Consider the following 18,297-nt stretch of genomic DNA (forward strand, 5'->3'; position numbering starts at 1 on the left):
GCTCACCGCCGGGCGTTTTGTTCTTGATGTCCGTCAAACGACCCGCATAATCCGTGATTAAAACGATCGCCGAAATCTTCAGAAGCGTCCAAGGAAACGTCTAAGTCGAGGGAAGGAATACAATATGGCACGTGTCGCATTGGTCACGGGTGGTACGCGGGGCATCGGTGCTGCGATCAGCAAGGCGCTGAAGGCGGCGGGCTACAAGGTTGCGGCGAGCTACGCCGGCAATGACGCGGCGGCGGAGAAGTTCAAGGCCGAGACCGGTATTGCCGTCTACAAGTGGGACGTGAGTTCCTTCGACGCCTGCGCGGCCGGTGTGAAGCAGGTCGAGGCTGAGGTCGGCCCGGTCGACGTGCTCGTCAACAATGCCGGCATCACCAAGGACGGCGCCTTCCACAAGATGAGCCTCGAGCAATGGAACGCCGTGATCGGCACCAATCTCGGCTCGCTGTTCAACATGTCGCGCCAGGTCATCGAGGGCATGCGCGGACGCAAGTTCGGTCGCATCATCAACATCTCCTCGATCAACGGCCAGAAGGGCCAGTTCGGCCAGGTGAACTATTCTGCGGCGAAGGCCGGCGAGATCGGCTTCACCAAGGCGCTCGCGCTGGAGAACGCCAAGGGCGGCGTCACCGTGAACGCGATCTGTCCGGGCTACATCAACACCGAGATGGTGCAGGCGGTGCCGAAGGACGTGCTGGAAAAGTCGATCCTGCCGCTGATCCCGATCGGCCGCCTCGGCGAGCCCGAGGAAATCGCGCGCGCGGTCGTGTTCCTCGCCGCCGACGAGGCCGGCGCCATCACCGGCTCGACGCTGTCGGTCAACGGCGGCCAGTACATGGTGTGATGCCGGCGCATCACGGCCACGCATAACGCAGACGTCGTCATGCCCGGGCTTGTCCCGGGCATCCACGGCCTTAAAACCATCGGCCCAACAACCCATGGACGGCCGATGACTTCCCGTACCGCGACGCTGATTGGATTGACGGCAATCCTGCTGTGGTCGCTGCTCGCGTTACTGACGGTTGCGACCGGCACCATCCCGGCGTTCCAGCTTGCCGCGATGACCTTTGCGGTCGGAGGCATCGTCGGTCTCCTCACCTGGATCGGACGGAGCGAAGCCGCGGCCAGCCTGCGCCAGCCGCTTGTGGTGTGGGCGGTCGGCGTCGGCGGGCTGTTCGGCTATCACGCGCTCTATTTCCTCGCGCTGCGCTTCGCGCCCCCGGCAGAGGCGGGCCTGCTGAACTATCTCTGGCCGCTCTTGATCGTGCTGTTCTCCTCGTTCCTGCCGGGCGAGCGGCTCGCCATGCATCACGTCATCGGCGCCGTGCTCGGGCTCGTCGGCACGGTGACGCTGTTCGCCGGCAATACGAGCGGCTTCGCTCCGGGGGCGGTGCCCGGATTGATCGCGGCCGTCGTCGCCGCTTTCGTCTGGGGCGCCTATTCCGTGCTGTCGCGGCGCCTGAAGGCTGTGCCGACGGATGCGGTCGCGGGCTTCTGCCTGGCGACCGCAGTGCTCGCCGCGCTGGTGCACCTTGCTGTCGAGACCACAGTGTGGCCGACGACCAAACTGCAATGGCTTGCCGTGCTCGGGCTCGGCATCGGCCCGGTGGGTGCAGCGTTCTACGCTTGGGACATCGGCATGAAGCGTGGCGACATCCGCGTGCTCGGCGCAGCGTCCTACGCGACGCCGCTGCTCTCGACCGGCTTTTTGATCGCAGCCGGGTACGCCAAGGCCAGCGCCAACATCGCTATCGCCGCGATCCTGATCGCCGGCGGCGGCCTGATCGCGGCGAAGGACATGGTGTGGAAGAAACGATGATTCGTTCGATCGCCACGGTGCTGTTGTTGATCGCGGGTTTCTCGGGTTTCGGCGCCGTCGCGCAAGTGAATGGCCCGGACCCCGCAACATTCACTGGCCTCTATCGGAACGAAGGCGTGAACGGCCAACCTGAGACCGTCACGGTCACCGATGGGAAATCCTACGTTCGACTGACCGAGCAGGAGTATCGGGCGGCCGGCTACCAGCCGGCCTATGACACGCTTCTCACGAGGATTGTTCGCCGAGCGCCCGTGCGAGCCCTCGGTTCGAAAGAATAGGTCGCAGACGGATCGCTAAAGCGCCGGTTGCCAGCCCGGCGGCCGATACATCGCTTCCGGAATCTGCCCGAGCTCCGAGCGCTGCAGGCGTTGCGCCGTGAGCCCATAAAACTCCTGAAAACTCAGGATCAGTGGCCGCCATTTGTCGGGATCGATGCGGTTGCTCGCACCCTCCATCATGATGCCGGGATGTGCATGCACGCGCGTGATGCGGACCTCGATCGCGGTGAGATGACTGCGGAAGACCGGATCGTCCTGCGCCATCTCGTGCACATGCGCGACCTTCGCTTCTATCTGCACCGGGCATTCGGCGGCGCGCGGCGCGTCGACGGTCTCTGCTGACAACGCGGTCAGACCGCTCAGGCCGAATTTATCCTTCTCGTGCCGGTAGCCACGATAGAGCTTGCTCTGCGGCAATGGATTCGAACCTGTGGTGCGGGCGAGACGATCGACGGCGGCGACGAGATCGGCGGACGGCAGATTGAGCACGCACTCGCGAGTGCGGATCATATTCTCGGTGGTCTTGGAATTGCGCGCGAGCCCGAGCACGCAGCGCCATCCGATCCACCATGCCGACGACATCGGCGCCAGATTGTGTGAGCCGTCCTCATTGGTCGAGCCGATCAGGACCACGGGTGTTCCGAAATACAGGATAGCCGGGTCGATCTGGATCGTTGGGGATTCGAATGTTCCGTGCATCATGCGCTCCTGTTCTCTGAGAAGCGCCGTCCTACGGTGTTGGATGGAGTGATCCCACCCGATTCCAGATTGCGTTAGGGTTCCCAACCATTCGGTGCGAGCTCGAAACTCGCGAACTCGAAGGCCGGCGCCACGGTGCAGCCGACCAGCGTCCACTCACCGGTGCTCTCGGCCGCCTGCCACGCATGTGCAGGTACGATCGCCTGCGGCCGCTGTCCGCCCAACAGGTCGGTGCCGAGTTGCACGACATGCTGGGAGCAGCCCTCATGGGCGATGCGCAGTGTCAGCGGGCTGCCGGCATAGTAGTGCCAGGTCTCCACTGCATCGATGCGATGCCAGTGCGAGCGTTCGCCGCGGGCGAGCAGGAAGTAGATCAGGGTCGATCGCGACCGTCCGTTGGCATCCGTCGTCTGGTCGCGAAACGTCTCGCGATAATGCCCGCCCTCGGGATGGGGTCTCAGTTCAAGACGCGCGATGATCTCGGCTGCTGTCGGCATCGATCCCCGTCAGGACTTGTACTTCAGGACTTGTGCTTCAGGACTTGTTCTTGCGTTCGCGCAACTCGCCGAACACGGCGGCGGCATCCGCGCCCCTCATGTGTAGCTTGGTTGCAACCGAGGGTTCATCAGCGCGCAGGAACACATTTGCTCGCTTCTCATCACCAAGCAGTGAGGGAATGGTCGGCTTGTTCTCGGCCCGCAGCCTGGTCACCTCGGCCGCGCGGGCCTGCAGCGCCGGATTGTCGGACTCCACGGTCAGCGCGAACTTGACGTTGGACGCCGTGTATTCGTGGCCGCAGTAAAGCTTGAAGTCGTCGGGTAGCGCCCGCAGCTTCAACAACGAGTCCCACATCATCGGATAGGTACCCTCGAACACCCGGCCGCAGCCGATCGAGAACAGCGTGTCGGCGGCGAATACCGACTTCTCCGCATCGAAGACGTAGGAGATGTGGTCGAGCGTATGGCCTGGTGTCTCCAGCACGCGTCCGAGCAGATTGCCGATCTTGACGATGTCGCCGTTGGCGACTCGCAGGTCGACATTGGCGATCTTGGTCGTCTTGTCATGCGGGGCGACGACGCGGCAGTCATATTTCTGCTTCAGCTCGGCAACGCCGCCGACATGGTCGCCATGATGATGGGTGATCAGGATGTCGGTGAGCGTCCAGCCCTCCCGCTCCAGCGCCTTCAGGATCGGGCCGGCTTCGGGGGCGTCGACCGAGGCAGTCGCCTTGGTTTCCACATCGTGGATGAGATAACCGAAATTGTCGTTTAAACAGTTGAAAACACGAATTTCGGCGGCCATGACATCTCCATCGCGCTCAGCCCCGTCAGACAAATATGGCGTTAACGTCGCGCAGGCAATGCAATATTCAGCGCGCGGCACTAGCAACTCGCATGTTACATTGCCGTCATGACCATCGACGTCATCGATCTCCGTGATTTCTATTCGCGCCGCCTCGGCATCGTGGCGCGGCAGTTGATCAATCGCGGCATCAGGGAACGCTGGCCCGGCGCGGAGGGGCAGCGGGTGCTCGGCGTCGGCTATCCGACGCCCTATCTCGGGCTGTTCCGCGAGGACGCCGAGCGCTGCATTGCCTTCATGCCCGCGGCCCAGGGCGTGCTGAAATGGCCGACGGGGCGACCGGCGCTGGCCGCGCTCGTCGACGAATTCTCTCTGCCGCTGCCGGATGCCGCGTTCGATCGCATCCTTCTCGTCCACGCGCTGGAGATTTGCGACGACCCCGCGGCGCTGTTGCGCGAGATGTGGCGGGTGCTGGCGCCGTCGGGCCGGCTCATGGCCGTGATCCCGAACCGGCGCGGCGTCTGGACCCGCACCGAGAGCACGCCGTTCGGTCACGGCCGCCCCTATTCGCGTTCGCAGATCACCGACCTCCTCCGCCAGACCTGGTTCACGCCGGCGTCCTGGGGGGAGGCGCTGTTCATGCCGCCTTATGCCGGCGGCTGGCTCTTGAAGTCGGCGCTGGTATGGGAGCGGGCGGGTGCCGCGATGTCGCTGCCGTTTGCCGGCGTGCACATCGTCGAGGCGACCAAGCAGGTCTATCGCGTGATTCCCGCCAAGCGCGAACGCGCGCGGCTCATTCCATCGCTGAAGCCGGTGCTGGTGCCGTCCTCGCCCGCCGCGACGCGGCGCGAGCGCATGATCCGGAAAGGTGTTTAGCGCTCCGAGGGGATCACGCGCAAAAAAAAACGTCCCGGCGGGGCCGGGACGTTTGTAATTCGAAATTCGAAGAAGTGTGCCTACTCGCCGGCGGTTTGATCTTCGCCCTGTCCGGCGGGAGCGGCCTCGCGCTCGGGGCGCGGGCCGTGCGGCCGGCGCCGGCGACGCGGATAGCGCTCGCCACCGCCGCCGCCACCACCGCCTTCAAAACCGACATTCACTTGCGGCTGCGCGCCGGTGATGAAGGAGGGCAGGCGGTCGACGCTGCCGGCATCGGCAACGACCGGCTGCGGCTGGTTCGGCGGTTGCGGCTGATATTGCGGCTGCGGACGGTGGTCGCGCTCGCGATGCTCGCGGGGCTGCTGCTGCTCGCGCTGATAGGGCTGGTTGTCGCGATCGCGCTGATGGTCGCGCTGGTGATCGCGCGGCTGCTGGTTGTCGCGCATAAAGGGCTGCGGCTGCTGCTGCTGGGGCTGCGGAACGAATCCCGGCTCCTGGCCGAAGTTCGAGAAATTCTCGCCATCGTCCTCGCCGTCGTCGCTGCTGGTGCTGACGGGCTCGTCGCCGCGCGGCTGCTGGTTCTGGCGGAACTGTTCCTGGGCTGCGGCGATCAGGCGGAAATAGTGCTCGGCATGCTGGTAGTAGTTCTCGGCCGCAACGGGGTCGCCGGACGAGCGTGCATCGCGCGCGAGCTGGAGATACTTTTCGGCGATATGCGAGGCCGTGCCGCGGATCTTGATGTCAGGTCCGTTGGACTCGTAGACCCGGGTCATCGGGTTTTGGCCGCGCCGGTTGTTATTATTGTTGTTGTTGTTCCGGTTGCGCATCCGCTGCTTGTTTTGACCGTTTCTCATGTCCTGCCTTTAATTCCAGCCCTGAAAAGTGAGACGCACTACTTGCCGTTGAGAGAGACCGTGATGTGTTTGCGGCGCATACTTCGCGCGCCCTGCGCGCGGCGGCGGCCCAAATGCCTGCCGAGTCGCCTGCCAATTGCCCGCCTGCCAATTGCCGTCAATCGTCGCGTTCAACAAAGACGCGTTCCCCACCCGCCAGCGCCCATCGCCGGCGAACCCATTCATTTTGCCTGCCGAAACAAGCCCTGCTTTCTTGCGTAAGTCTTCAAGCGCAATATCAGGCTTTCGTTCACTTTGCGGTCGGAAGGCGGCGCGGCTCAATGGGCCATCGCGCTTCTCAGGACCTGCGGCTTGGAACCTTCAATACAGTGCAGCTCTCGCCTCGAGAGCCCGGCTTTCGCCCGTAGGTCTACGGGGCCGGCACCGATGTTTGAACGGAACGTAGTCGTTCCCACGGGATATTCCAAGAGGTTTTTGCAGCCCAATCGGGCTTTTATGGGGGCATTTTTCGGGCCGACACCGCCCTCGGGATGCCCGCCAGATCGGCTTTGGGCGGCCTCTCCACGGTTAACGCCGCAGCCTGCATCAAGGTTGCAATCCCGTCGGCCTGGCCTTCGCCGGCCTCCACGATCAGGGCTCCGCCGGGGGAAAGACGCGCGGCCGCCTGCGGGATCAGGGCGCGGTAAGCATTAAAGCCGTCGCTGCCGCCATCGAGCGCGAGGTGCGGATCATGCTCGCGCACCTCGCGGCTGAGATCGGCGATCTCGGCGGTGCGAATGTAGGGCGGGTTCGACACGATGAGATCGAATGAGCCTGTGAGCGCGTCGAGGTAGGAGCAGGCGACGAAGGCCGCTCGCTGCGCAAGCCCGAGTGCGGCTGCATTGCGCTTCGCGGTGCGAAGCGCGTCCAGGTTGAGGTCGATGCCGATGCCGAATGCGCCTGGTACCTCGTGCAACAGCGCGAGCAGGATCGCGCCGGATCCGACGCCGATATCGACGATGCGCGGCGGCGTTGACGAGGAGCGCTCGCGAATGATCTCAAGCGCGAGCTCGACCACGGTCTCGGTGTCCGGCCGCGGCACCAGCGTTGCGTGCGAGAGTTGAAAGGGCAGGCCCCAGAATTCCCTGACGCCGAGAATGCGCGCGACCGGCTCGCCCGCCATCCGCCGCGCGGCATACTCGGCAACGGTCGCGGCCTCCGTGACCGTGAGCGAGCGCGAGGCTTGTGCGACGAGGCCGGTGAGATCGAGGCCGAGCGCGGCGCCGAGCAGCGTGCGCGCGTCGAGCTCGGCTTCGTCGATTCCTGCGGTTCGCAGTCGCGCGCTCAGCGTGCGCCGCGCGCTCTCGACGGTCTGCCCGGTGAAGGGATCGCTCACGCGCGCGTCATGCCGCAGCACCTTGCGCGGCGAGTTGGGCGGCCTGGTGCTCGGTGGTCAGCGCGTCGATCACTTCGCCGAGCGCCTCGCCGGCGATCACCTGCGGCAGCTTGTAGAGCGTCAGGTTGATACGGTGATCGGTGACGCGTCCTTGCGGGAAATTATAGGTGCGAATGCGCTCGCTGCGGTCGCCGGAGCCGACCTTCTCCTTGCGGTCGGCGGAGCGCGCGGCTTCGACGCGCTGACGCTCGACATCGTAGATGCGCGAGCGCAAAATGTTCATGGCGGACGCGCGGTTCTTATGCTGTGAGCGTGAATCCTGCATCATCACGACGATGCCGGTCGGGATGTGGGTGATGCGGATCGCCGATTCCGTCTTGTTGACGTGCTGGCCGCCGGCGCCTTGCGCGCGCATGGTCTCGATCCGCAAATCGTCGTTCTTGATGTCGACGTCGACGTCCTCGACCTCGGGCAGCACGGCGACCGTCGCGGCCGAGGTGTGGATGCGCCCCTGCGTTTCCGTGTCGGGCACGCGCTGCACGCGGTGCACGCCGGATTCGAATTTCAGCTTCGAGAACGCCCCGCGGCCCTGCACCTCGGCGATGATTTCCTTGTAGCCGCCGACGGTGCCTTCGCTGGCCGAGATCACGTCGACCTTCCAGCCCTGAAGACTGGCGAAGCGTTCATACATGCGGAACAGGTCGCCCGCAAACAGCGAGGCCTCGTCGCCGCCGGTGCCGGCGCGGATTTCCAGCACCACGTTGCGGTCGTCCATGGCGTCCTTGGGCAGCAGCGCCACGCGGATTTTCTGTACGAGCTCCTCGATTTTCGGGTTGAGCTCGTCGCGTTCGGCTTCCGCCATGCCGCGCATCTCGGCATCGGTCGCGGGGTCGGCGATCAGTGCCTCGGTGTCGGCGAGCTCCTTGACGGCAGAACGATACGTCTTCACCGCATCGATTAGCGGCGTGATCTCGGCGAGCTCGCGCGTGATCTGCACGTAGCGCTCGGAGGAGAGCTGGCCGAGCGATTCGGCCTCGAGGGAAGCGTGATGCGCGAGCAGAACGTCCAGTTTGGCTTCGGGGAGTGACGACATCGTTTCAGTCTCGAATGGCGGAAGGGGCGAGGCGGTGCGGACTGCGACCGGCCCGCTACAATGACAGCCCCTCGGCTTCCGCGAATTCCGTCAGCTTCTGCCGTATCGAGACGGAGCCGGCCGGCGCATCCAGGACCGGGCCGAGCATCGCCTCGGCCTTCTTGGCGTCGAGGTCGATGATCATCGCCTTGACCTGGCCGAGCGCGGTCGCCGACAGCGACAGCGAACGATAGCCCATTGCGATCAGCGCCAGCGCGCCGATCGGTTTCGAGGCCATCTCGCCGCACAGCGACACGGATTTCTTGGCTGCATTGGCCTTGCGCGCGATCTCGCGCAGTACGCGCAGGATCGGCGCCGACATGGTGTCGAAGCGCTCGGAGACCTTCGCGTTGCCGCGGTCGACCGCGAACAGGAACTGGAACAGATCGTTGGAGCCGACCGAGATGAAGTCGACCTTCTTGAGCAGCTCGTCGAGCTGGTAGAGCAGCGCCGGCACTTCGACCATGGTGCCGATGTCGATACGCTCGGGCAGCGTATGGCCGTGCTGGCGCAAATAGGTCAGCTCGCGTTCGACCAGAGCCTTGGCCGAATCGAACTCGGCAACCTCCGAGATCATCGGGAACATCACGCGTAGCGCGCGGCCGCCACCGGCGCGCAGCAACGCGCGAATCTGGCCGCGCAAGAGGCCCGGACGATCGAGCCCGAGCCGGATCGCGCGCCAGCCGAGCGCGGGATTCTCTTCGACCACGGTCTCCATATAGGGCAGGGCCTTATCGCCGCCGATGTCGAGGGTACGAAAGGTCACGGGTTTCGAGCCGGCGGCATCGAGCACGGCGCGGTAGAGCGAAAGCTGGTCGCTGGTGCGCGGCAGGCTCTGGCCGACCATGAACTGCAGCTCGGTGCGGAACAGGCCGATGCCGGCGCTGCCGGTGTCGTCGATATGCGGCAGGTCGATGGCGAGACCCGCATTGATCATCAATTCGACCTTCTGGCCATCCTTGGTGACGCAGGGCAGGTCGCGCAGCGCGAGATATTGCGCCTGGCGACGGGCGCGGAAGCGCACGCGCTCGGCAAAGGCGGCCTCGATCTCCTGCGAGGGCCGCACATAGATCGAGCCAGAGGTGCCGTCGACGATGATGGCATCGCCGGGGTCGGCAATGCCCGGCGCGTTCGGAACTTCGCCGACCGCAGGGATGCCGAGTGCGCGGGCGACGATCGAGACGTGCGAGTTGGCGGTGCCTTCCTCCAGCACGATGCCGCGCAGGCGCTTGCGGTCATAGTCGAGCAGCGCCGCGGGCCCCATCGCGCGCGCAATCACGATGGCATTGTCGGGCAATTGCTCGCGCGACGGCGCATGATCCTGGCCGACGAGCTGCCGCATCAGCCGGTAGCCGAGGTCCTCGAGGTCGTGCAGGCGGTCGCGCAAATAGGGATCGGTCGAGCGCAGCATGCGCGCGCGGGTGTCGGACTGCACGCGTTCGACGGCGGCTTCCGCGGTGAGGCCGGTGGCGACCGCCTCGTGCAGCTTGTGCGACCAGCCCTGGTCGTTGGCGAACATGCGGTAGGCTTCCAGCACGTCGCGATGCTCGCCGCCCTCGGCGACGTCGCCGCGCTCCAGCATGCGGTCGAGGTCGGCGCGCAGCTTGGCAAGCGCAACATCGAGCCGCTTGATCTCCTTCGGCAGGTCCTCGGCGATGTAGTCCTTGATGACGACGCGCGGCTCGTGCAGCACGACATGGCCGAGCGCAATGCCCTCGGACAGGATCGCGCCGCTCTTGTGCAACGAATGGCGCGCGGCCGGTTCCAGGCCCGGCGGCGCCAGCGCCGACAATTCGCCTGACGCGATCAGCTCGGCCAGCACCATGGCGGTGGTCTGGAGCGCCTCGAGCTCCTCCTCGACATAGGTGCGTTTGGCGCGGTTCTGCACCACAAGCACGCCGAGCGTGTTGCCGGCGCGCAGGATCGGCGTGCCGAGGAACGAGTGGTAGATCTCTTCGCCGGTCTCCGGGCGGAACGAGAAGGCGGGGTGGCTCTGCGCGTCGTTCAGATTGAGTGGCGTGGCTTCGCTGGCGACGAGGCCGACGAGGCCCTCATGGGCGCTCAGCACGGTATGGTGCACCGCCTCGCGGTTGAGGCCTTCGGTGGCGTAGAGCTCGAGCGTGTTGTCGACGCGCAGCACGTAGACCGAGCAGACCTCGGCCACCATGTTGGCGGCGATCAGCACCACGATCTTGTCCAGCCGCTCCTGGGCCGAGACAGGCTCCGCCATGGTTTCGCGGAGCCGTCTCAACAAGACGCGGGGACCTCCCGACGCGCTCCGCATGTGCCGTCAATCTCCTCCATGTGCCGACCGGCGCGTGGCCGGCGGCTGGCCCAAAACTCCAGAAAAACAACAAATTTGCTCGTCCGGCGCCGGCGCTGGGCTCCAAATCCTGCTCAGATTTAGCGCTCGCGCCGAATCAGCACCACCTGAACTGGGGTACAGTCTGGGCAGCCCACCCTGTTCGCCGTATAGCGAATTGAGGCTTGTTTTGCCAAGCAAAACGCCTGCCAGAACGCGAAGGTGTGTACACCTTCGCGTATGCTGCGACCGCTAAGAGAAAATTAGCCTAAACCTGATCGAGGCCGTAGAGCGTGTGCAGGGTGCGCACCGCAAGCTCGGTATAGGCGGTGTCGATCAAAACCGAGAATTTGATCTCGGAGGTTGTGATGGCCCGGATGTTGATATTCCGCGCCGCGAGCGCCGAAAACGCCTGGGCGGCGACGCCGGCATGGCTGCGCATGCCGCTGCCGATCACCGAGATCTTTGCCACGTCGGTGGCGCTGTCGAACCGGTCGTAGCCGATCTTGTCCTTGGCGGCGGTAATGGTGTCCTTGGCGCGGGCATAGTCGGCGGCGGGCACCGTGAAGGTCAGGTCGGTGGTCTTGCCGTCCTCGGAGACGTTCTGGACGATCATGTCGACGTTGATGTTGGCATCCGCGAGCGGCCCGAAGATCGAGGCGGCCACGCCCGGCTTGTCCTTGATCTGGCGGACCGAGATCTGGGCTTCGTCCTTGGAGAAGGCGATACCGGTGACGACGTGATTTTCCATGATCTCCTCCTCGCTGCAGATCAGCGTGCCCGGCGGCTGGTTGGCGTGCGGGTCGATATCCTCGGGCTTGTCGAAGCTGGACCGGACGAAGATCGGCATGTTGTGGACCATGCCGAGTTCCACCGAGCGAACCTGCAGGACCTTTGCGCCCTGCGACGCCAGTTCCAGCATGTCCTCGAACGCGATCTTGTCGAGCCGGCGTGCCTTCGGCACGATTCGCGGATCGGTGGTGTAGACGCCGTCGACGTCGGTGTAGATGTCGCAGCGGTCCGCCTTGACGGCGGCGGCGACTGCGACCGCCGAAGTGTCCGAGCCGCCGCGGCCGAGCGTCGTGATGCGGTTGGTCTTGGGATCGATGCCCTGGAAGCCGGCGATGACGGCGACCTCTTTCCGGTCCTTGAAGCGGTTGATGATCTCGGTGCCGTCGATCTCCATGATGCGGGCCGAGGCGTGGGCATCGCTGGTCTTGATCGGGATCTGCCAGCCCTGCCAGGAGCGGGCCTGAATGCCCATGCCCTGCAGCACGATGGCCAAAAGGCCCGACGTCACCTGCTCGCCGGAGGCGACCACGGCGTCGTATTCGCGCGCGTCATGCATGGGGGAGGCTTCGGTGCACCAGGCCACGAGCTCGTTGGTCTTGCCGGACATCGCCGACACCACCACGGCCACTTCGTGCCCGGCGTCCACCTCACGCTTCACATGGCGTGCGACGTTGCGGATACGGTCGATATTGGCGACGGATGTGCCGCCGAATTTCATCACGAGGCGGCTCATGACGACGCGTGCATTCCTTCATAAGGATCAGTATGGTGGCCCGCGCAAAAGCAACGGATTCCGACCGCGCGTATACAGAGCGGCGGGGCCGGGGGCAAGCGGGTTCCTGCGGGTCCGGTGCCGTGCCGGGAATGGGTTTTACCAGGTGGTTTAGCTAGGTTATGGCGCGTTATATCGACGAGATCCTGCAGCCTGGCGAGCGGGTGCTGTATTCGACCAATGCGCACTGGATCTTCTATTTCCCGGCGATTCTGGCCTGGATCGTGGCCCTGGTGCTGTTCGGGATGTCCCGGCAGACGAGTATCGACAGCGTCGTCCTGCTGTGCCTGGTTGCCGCAGGGCTGGCCGCGCTCGGGGCCCTCTACTGGACCATCAAGGCCTGGTTCCATCGCTTTACCACCGAGACCGACGTGACCAACCTCCGGGTCGTGCACAAGACCGGGTTCATCAAGCGCCGAACCTTCGAGATGGCGCTGGACAAGGTCGAGAGCGTCGACGTCAACCAGACCATTCCTGGACGTCTTCTCAACTATGGCGACGTGACCATCAACGGTGTCGGCGAGGGGCGTGAGACCATCACCACCATCGCTTCGCCGCTCGCGTTCCGCAATTCGATCACCGCGCGGTAGGACGGCGCGTTTCCTGATGAGCATGCAGCAAAATACTTCCGCAACTACGCCCAGCGCCCAGGGCTCGACCGTCGACGCCGCCGAGATCGCAAAATTCTCAAAGCTCTCGGCGGAGTGGTGGGATCCGAAGGGCAAGATGGCGCCCCTTCACAAGATCAACCCGCTGCGGCTGGGCTATATCCGCGACGCCGCCTGCCGCAAGTTCGAGCGCAATGTGCGCAGCCTCAACTGTCTCGGTGGCCTTCGCCTGCTCGACATCGGCTGCGGCGCGGGCCTGCTCTGCGAGCCGCTGTCGCGCCTCGGCGCACAGGTGATCGGCGTCGATCCCTCCGCCAGCAACATCGCCGCAGCAAAGCTTCACGCCGACAAGGGCCATCTGTCGATCGACTACCGCTGCACCACGGCGGAGGAGATCGATCCGCGTGAGCGTTTCGACATCGTGCTGGCGATGGAGGTGGTGGAGCATGTCGCCGATGTCGGCATGTTCCTCAACCGCTGCGCCGCGATGCTGAAGCCGAACGGGTTGATGGTCGTCTCGACGCTCAATCGCAACTGGAAGAGCTTTGCGCTCGCCATCGTCGGCGCCGAATACGTCTTGCGCTGGCTGCCGCGCGGCACCCACGAATGGAACAGATTCGTCACACCCGACGAACTGACAAAACATCTCCTCGACAACCGCCTCGTCATCACCGAGCAGACCGGCGTCGTCTACAGCCCCTTCGCCGACAAATGGACGCTCTCGTCCGACATGGATGTGAACTACATGGTCGTGGCGGAAGGAATGGTGTGAGGGCAAGCGGCTTCCAAACTCTCAGTGTCGTCCTGGCGAAAGCCAGGACCCATTACCCCACGAAGGGGTTGAGGAGCGAAGCCGGCGACCACGAATCTTCGCCAAACTCCTCCCTGGGGTAATGGGTCCTGGATCTGCGCTTCGCTTGTCCAGGACGACGGCGGAGCGCAAGCATCGCTCCCATGACATCGGCGCGATTGACCGCGTGAGCCGCACCCGGCACCCTACGTCACAAGCTCCCGCCGCCCGCCACCCATCCCGCACATGCTCACCGTCACCAGCCTCTGGATTCCCTTCACCATCATTGCTGCGCTCGGCCAGGTCGCGCGCAATGCGATGCAGCGGTCCCTGACCAAGCCGCTGGGGACCTGGGGTGCGACCAACATCCGCTTCCTGTTCGGCTTCCCGTTCTCGATCCTGTTCCTTGCGGTGGTGCTGGTCGCCTCCGGCGATCGTCTCAGCGCGCCGCCGGCGATGTTCTGGCCATGGCTGCTACTGGGCGCGCTCAGCCAGATCGTCGCCACCGGACTGATGCTGCTCGCGATGAACGAGCGCTCCTTTGTGGTTACCACCGCGTATCTCAAGACCGAAGCGATCCAGACCGCGATCTTCGGCTTCGTCTTCCTCGGCGATCATCTCACCTGGCTGAAAGTGCTGGCGATCGTGATCGCGACCGTCGGCGTCGTCATCACGGCGCTGCGGCCGGGCGGCGAGAAGAGCTTTGCGGAGTTGAAGCCGACCGTCATCGGCCTGGTCGCAGCGGCAGCGTTCGCGCTCTCGGCGATCGGCTTTCGCGGCGCCATCATCACCGTGCCCAACGTTTCCTTCGTGACGGCTGCGTCGTTCACGCTGGTGCTCGGCCTGTTCGTGCAGACGCTGGTGCTGACGATCTATCTGCTGTGGCGCGCACCGGAGATCCTGCGGGCCATCCTCGGCCTCTGGAAGCCGTCGATGCTCGCCGGCTTCATGGGCGCCTTCGCCTCGCAGTTCTGGTTCCTGTCGTTCGCGCTGACCGCCGCCGCCAATGTCCGCACGCTGGCGCTGGTGGAGGTGCTCTTTGCGCAGGGCGTTGCCTATTACTCGTTCAAGCAGCCGCTCGCGCCGCGCGAGCTCATCGGCATCGTGCTGATCGTGATCGGCGTCGCGGTGCTGGTGGGAGCCTAATTCCGGTCTTCCGGCAGCGTCGGCAGCGGCGAGACTTCGATGCCTTCGTCGATCAGCGCCTTGGCCTCGTCGGGCGAGGCCTCGCCGTAGATCGGGCGGTGCTCCTTGTCGCCATAATGCATGGCGCGGGCTTCGTTCGGGAAGCGCTCGCCGACATTGTCGGCGTTCTTGACGATGTGATCGCGCAGCTCCTTCAACTTGCTGCGCAGCTCACGCTCCTGCGCCAGCATCAGCGAGGTCGATCCGGAGGGCGCGGCCTCAGGCGTGGCAGCGACGGCCTCGGGCGGCGGTGTGGCGCGGCCGCGACCTTTCTTGCCGACGATGCGCGGCGCCATGATCGCCTTGTCGACCTTGGTCGAGTTGCAGATCGGGCAGGTCACGAGCTTGCGCTTGACCTGCTGATCGTAAGCCGACGAGCTCTGGAACCAGCTCTCGAACGCGTGGTCGGCCTCGCAGCGGAGCGCGTAGCGGATCATGCCGATCCCCGCACCAGATGCAGATGGTCCGGCCCCGCCTTGGGGTCGGCGACGCCAAAACGGCGGCCGTGCTGCAGCGACGGAATCGCGCGCCGCGCCGTCTCCACCTTGGCCGGGTCGATCCTGGCCATGATGATGCCGGGCTCGACGTCGCCCTCGGCGAGGATCTCGCCCCAGGGATCGATGATCAGCGAGTGTCCATAGGTCTCGCGCTTGTTCTCATGCAGCCCGGCTTGTGCCGCGGCGAACACAAAGCAGCCGGTCTCGATCGCGCGCGCGCGCAGCAGGATGTGCCAATGCGCTTCGCCGGTCTTGCGGGTGAAGGCCGAGGGCACGGTGAGGAACGATGCGCCGCTTTCGGCCAGCGCTCGGTAGAGCGCGGGGAAGCGGACGTCGTAGCAGATCGTGAGCCCGACGCGGCCCCAGGGCAGGTCGGAGATCACGGCCGTCTCGCCCGGCTGGTAGTTCGCGGATTCGCGATAGCTCTCGCCGTCCGGCAGCTCGATGTCGAACATGTGGATCTTGTCGTAGCTCGCGAGCACGCCGCCGTCGGGCCCGATCAGGAAGGAGCGGTTGACCGCCTTCTCAGGCGAGAAACGCAGCGCCAGCGAGCCGACATGCAGGTGGATCTTCAATTCGGCCGCGAGCGCGCGATAGGCCTTCAGCGACTTGTCGTCCTCTTCGCTCGCCAGATGCTCGAACAGCGCCTTGCGGTTCAACTGCATCATGTTGCTGACTTCGGGCGTCTGCACGTAATCGGCGCCGCCCGCGGCCGCCTGCCGGATCAGCTTGCTCGCCTGCTCGAAGCTCGGCTCGGGCAAAAGCCCGGTCCGCATCTGCACCATGGCTGCGGTAAAGCTGCGATCCTGCGCTTGGGTCTGGCTCATGAGATGGCCTTCACATTGGCGAGCATGCCGTCGAGCTTGCCTTCGCGGTCGAGCCCGTAGAGATCATCGCAGCCGCCGACATGGGTGCCGCCGATCCATATCTGCGGAAAGGTCGAGCCCTCGCCGGCGCGATCATACATCTCCTGGCGCCAGGACGGGTTCTTGGCGATGTCGAATTCGGTGAAATCGGCCTTCTTGCGGGTCAGCAGCGATTTGGCCGCGGAACAATAACCGCAGCCCGGCCTCGTGTAGATCTCGACGGCAGTGCTCATGTCGTCTCGCGCTCTCATTTCCTGAATTATTTGAATTATATGGGACGCGAGGCGCTCTCGACAACCCGGGCGAACACCAGCGCGTCGACCTGGGCCGCCTTGGCGCGCAGCAAAGCTCGCGCGCAGGCATCCAGCGTCGCGCCCGAGGTCAGGACGTCGTCGATCAGGACGATTCGGCGTCCCTGCACCTCGGATTGGCGGTCGGCGGATACCTGGAATGCGCCCTGCACATTGGTGGCGCGCTGGGCGCGGGACAGGCCGATCTGCTGCTCGGTGGCGCGGACCCGGCGCAACACGTCGGCGTTCACCTTCACCCCGCTCTGGCGCTCGATTACCCGCGCCAGCGCGCCGGACTGGTTGTAGCGCCGCCGCCAGGCCCTGCGCCAATGCAGGGGCACCGGAACCAGCATGTCGGCCTCAGTCAGCAGCGTCCGGCCCGCACGCGCCATCCAGCGCCCCATGGCCGGTGCCAGATCGGTGCGGTCTTGATATTTCAGCGAATGCACGAGCGTCCGCGCGACGTCGTCATAGCGCACCGCGGCGCGCGCCCGGTGATAGGCCGGCGGGCTCGCGATCGCCTCCATCGACAGCATGTCGGGCCCGGGATCGTAGACAAAGGGGATGCCGAGCCGCGGACAATAGGGCGGCTCGATGAACGACAGTTTTGCCCAGCAGGTCGCGCACACGCCTTCGCCGTCGACCGGCTCGCGGCAGGACACGCACAAGGTCGGCAGCGCGATGTCGAGCGCAAGCCGCGCAACACGCGCCAGCATGTGGCGGCCGGCCGCAAGCGGCGCACGCCAAGGGAAACGGGAAGGGACGCTGTCGGCTTCCATGGTGGGAAGGCTAGCGCCCTACCGCGGACGGCTCAAGCCGCACTCTCGTGCCCCGGACGCAGCGCAGCGCCTCTCAGCGGTGCGCTGCAGAGCCGGGGCCCAGGAGTCGCGCACGCGGAAGGATTGGGTCCCGGCTCTGCGCTTCGCTTGTCCGGGACACGAGAGTTGCCATTCTTGGCTGGATCGGCGTAACCAGCAGCATGGCGCCAAACCCGCAAACTCCGCCCGTCCTGTTCGATCGCGCGTTGCTGCATGCGCGGCAGCGCCGTGCACATGCGCAAGGCCAGGTCTCTTTTCTGCTCGATCGGGTCAACGAGGACATGGCGGATCGATTGGCCGCCGTCATGCGCGAGTTTCACGTTGCGGCCGATCTCTGGACGCCTGGCGATGGTCTCGCGGCGCTGCAGACGCGCCTGCCGTCGGTTCAGCGCGTCGAGCTCGACGCGACCGGCGCGGAAAAATTGCCGTTCGCAGCCGAGGCGTTCGATCTCGTCGCTTCCGCATTGGCGCTGCAATTCGTCAACGATCTGCCCGGCGTGCTCGCGCAAATCAGGCGCGCGCTGAAGCCGGATGGATTGTTGCTCGCGGCGATGATCGGCGGCGACAGCCTGACCGAGTTGCGGCAGGCCTTTGCCGCAGCGGAGGCCGAATGCGAGGGCGGTGTGTCGCCGCGCGTGGCGCCGTTCGCCGACCTGCGCGACATCGGCGCGCTGTTGCAGCGGGCGGGCTTTGCGCTGCCGGTCACCGATGTCGACCGTGTCGTGGTTCGTTACGCTAGCGCCTTCGCCCTGATGCAGGATCTGCGGCGCATGGGCGCAGCCAATGTGCTGGTCGAGCGCCGGCGCACGCCGACGCGGCGCGCGACGCTGCTGCGCATGGCGGAAATCTACGCCGAACGCTTCGCCGATCCCGACGGCCGCATCCGCGCCACCTTCGACGTGATCTGGCTCTCCGGCTGGGCCCCGCATGCGAGCCAGCAGCAGCCGCTGAAGCCGGGCTCGGCGAAAGCGAGCCTTGCGGAGGCGGTGCGCAAGGCGAGAGACACCTAGACCGTGTCCTCCGTCATGGCCGGGCT

General features: G+C 65.2%; 20 protein-coding genes. 8 read left to right on the top strand and 12 right to left on the bottom strand.

The window, feature by feature from the left end; genetic code table 11:
• The first annotated feature begins 124 nt into the window (after nt 1-124).
• The 3 genes from phbB to C2U70_RS05035 all read left to right on the top strand — a co-directional run bounded on the left by phbB (nt 125) and on the right by C2U70_RS05035 (nt 2,103).
• On the top strand, nt 125-850 hold the full coding sequence (gene phbB, locus C2U70_RS05025) for an acetoacetyl-CoA reductase (protein ID WP_140976760.1): 726 nt from the start codon (nt 125-127) through the stop codon (nt 848-850).
• A gap of 105 nt (nt 851-955) precedes the next feature.
• Nucleotides 956-1,825: an aromatic amino acid exporter YddG gene (yddG, locus tag C2U70_RS05030; protein ID WP_140976762.1), complete on the top strand. Its 870-nt coding sequence runs from the start codon at nt 956-958 to the stop codon at nt 1,823-1,825.
• Entirely contained in the window at nt 1,822-2,103 is a 282-nt protein-coding gene (locus C2U70_RS05035; protein WP_140976763.1) for a hypothetical protein, read from the top strand. The genes yddG and C2U70_RS05035 overlap by 4 nt, the downstream gene beginning before the upstream one ends.
• 15 nt (nt 2,104-2,118) lie before the next feature.
• On the opposite strand, the gene C2U70_RS05040 is transcribed toward C2U70_RS05035, so the two are convergent.
• The 3 genes from C2U70_RS05040 to gloB all read right to left on the bottom strand — a co-directional run bounded on the left by C2U70_RS05040 (nt 2,119) and on the right by gloB (nt 4,104).
• Entirely contained in the window at nt 2,119-2,802 is a 684-nt protein-coding gene (locus C2U70_RS05040) for a flavin reductase family protein (RefSeq protein WP_140976764.1), read from the bottom strand.
• Between the two features lie 74 nt (nt 2,803-2,876).
• On the bottom strand, nt 2,877-3,299 hold the full coding sequence (locus C2U70_RS05045; RefSeq protein ID WP_140976765.1) for a cupin domain-containing protein: 423 nt from the start codon (nt 3,297-3,299) through the stop codon (nt 2,877-2,879).
• Nucleotides 3,300-3,336: 37 nt separating this feature from the next.
• Nucleotides 3,337-4,104 carry a hydroxyacylglutathione hydrolase gene (gene gloB / locus C2U70_RS05050; RefSeq protein ID WP_140976767.1) on the bottom strand — a complete coding sequence of 256 codons (768 nt, stop codon included), beginning with the start codon at nt 4,102-4,104 and terminating at the stop codon, nt 3,337-3,339.
• A 108-nt stretch (nt 4,105-4,212) separates the two neighbouring features.
• On the opposite strand from gloB, the gene C2U70_RS05055 reads away from it, so the two are divergent.
• Nucleotides 4,213-4,980, top strand: a complete 768-nt coding sequence (locus tag C2U70_RS05055) for a class I SAM-dependent methyltransferase (protein WP_140976769.1) — start codon at nt 4,213-4,215, stop codon at nt 4,978-4,980.
• Between the two features lie 80 nt (nt 4,981-5,060).
• Here C2U70_RS05055 and C2U70_RS05060 read toward each other — a convergent pair whose 3' ends face one another.
• From C2U70_RS05060 to C2U70_RS05080, 5 genes are all read right to left on the bottom strand, one after another.
• A complete protein-coding gene (locus tag C2U70_RS05060; RefSeq protein WP_140976770.1) occupies nt 5,061-5,834 on the bottom strand; it encodes a DUF4167 domain-containing protein in 774 nt (257 codons plus the stop codon).
• A 493-nt stretch (nt 5,835-6,327) separates the two neighbouring features.
• Entirely contained in the window at nt 6,328-7,209 is an 882-nt protein-coding gene (prmC, locus tag C2U70_RS05065) for a peptide chain release factor N(5)-glutamine methyltransferase (RefSeq protein ID WP_140976771.1), read from the bottom strand.
• A gap of 7 nt (nt 7,210-7,216) precedes the next feature.
• Complete coding sequence (prfA, locus tag C2U70_RS05070) at nt 7,217-8,302, bottom strand: peptide chain release factor 1 (protein ID WP_140976773.1); 1,086 nt, start codon at nt 8,300-8,302, stop codon at nt 7,217-7,219.
• 55 nt (nt 8,303-8,357) lie between these two features.
• Complete coding sequence (gene ptsP, locus C2U70_RS05075; RefSeq protein WP_140976775.1) at nt 8,358-10,625, bottom strand: phosphoenolpyruvate--protein phosphotransferase; 2,268 nt, start codon at nt 10,623-10,625, stop codon at nt 8,358-8,360.
• A gap of 286 nt (nt 10,626-10,911) precedes the next feature.
• A complete protein-coding gene (locus C2U70_RS05080; protein ID WP_140976776.1) occupies nt 10,912-12,168 on the bottom strand; it encodes an aspartate kinase in 1,257 nt (418 codons plus the stop codon).
• 161 nt (nt 12,169-12,329) lie between these two features.
• On the opposite strand from C2U70_RS05080, the gene C2U70_RS05085 reads away from it, so the two are divergent.
• The 3 genes from C2U70_RS05085 to C2U70_RS05095 all read left to right on the top strand — a co-directional run bounded on the left by C2U70_RS05085 (nt 12,330) and on the right by C2U70_RS05095 (nt 14,751).
• Nucleotides 12,330-12,797, top strand: a complete 468-nt coding sequence (locus tag C2U70_RS05085; protein ID WP_140976778.1) for a PH domain-containing protein — start codon at nt 12,330-12,332, stop codon at nt 12,795-12,797.
• A gap of 16 nt (nt 12,798-12,813) precedes the next feature.
• Entirely contained in the window at nt 12,814-13,587 is a 774-nt protein-coding gene (gene ubiG, locus C2U70_RS05090; protein WP_186294073.1) for a bifunctional 2-polyprenyl-6-hydroxyphenol methylase/3-demethylubiquinol 3-O-methyltransferase UbiG, read from the top strand.
• A 264-nt stretch (nt 13,588-13,851) separates the two neighbouring features.
• Entirely contained in the window at nt 13,852-14,751 is a 900-nt protein-coding gene (locus C2U70_RS05095; protein WP_140976780.1) for a DMT family transporter, read from the top strand.
• Here C2U70_RS05095 and C2U70_RS05100 read toward each other — a convergent pair.
• Genes C2U70_RS05100 through C2U70_RS05115 form a run of 4 tightly spaced genes read right to left on the bottom strand, consistent with a single transcriptional unit; the run spans nt 14,748 to nt 17,222 of the window.
• The gene (locus C2U70_RS05100; RefSeq protein WP_140976782.1) at nt 14,748-15,227 is read right to left on the bottom strand and encodes a DUF1178 family protein; all 480 of its coding nucleotides are present in this window, start codon (nt 15,225-15,227) and stop codon (nt 14,748-14,750) included. The two genes, C2U70_RS05095 and C2U70_RS05100, sit on opposite strands and share 4 nt — an antisense overlap.
• Nucleotides 15,224-16,114, bottom strand: coding sequence for a carbon-nitrogen hydrolase family protein (locus C2U70_RS05105; RefSeq protein ID WP_140976784.1), 891 nt, complete (start codon nt 16,112-16,114; stop codon nt 15,224-15,226). The genes C2U70_RS05100 and C2U70_RS05105 overlap by 4 nt, the downstream gene beginning before the upstream one ends.
• Nucleotides 16,111-16,386 carry a glutaredoxin 3 gene (gene grxC / locus C2U70_RS05110; RefSeq protein ID WP_140976786.1) on the bottom strand — a complete coding sequence of 92 codons (276 nt, stop codon included), beginning with the start codon at nt 16,384-16,386 and terminating at the stop codon, nt 16,111-16,113. Before grxC ends, C2U70_RS05105 begins: the two co-directional genes overlap by 4 nt.
• Before the next feature lie 35 nt (nt 16,387-16,421).
• Entirely contained in the window at nt 16,422-17,222 is an 801-nt protein-coding gene (locus C2U70_RS05115; protein ID WP_140976787.1) for a ComF family protein, read from the bottom strand.
• A 200-nt stretch (nt 17,223-17,422) separates the two neighbouring features.
• Here C2U70_RS05115 and C2U70_RS05120 point away from each other — a divergent pair, with 200 nt between their 5' ends.
• Nucleotides 17,423-18,271, top strand: coding sequence for a methyltransferase domain-containing protein (locus C2U70_RS05120; RefSeq protein ID WP_140976789.1), 849 nt, complete (start codon nt 17,423-17,425; stop codon nt 18,269-18,271).
• The last annotated feature ends 26 nt before the right edge of the window (nt 18,272-18,297 follow it).

The sequence above is a fragment of the Bradyrhizobium guangdongense genome (genome assembly GCF_006483445.1).
GTDB classification, from domain to species: Bacteria; Pseudomonadota; Alphaproteobacteria; order Rhizobiales; family Xanthobacteraceae; genus Bradyrhizobium; species Bradyrhizobium guangdongense_A.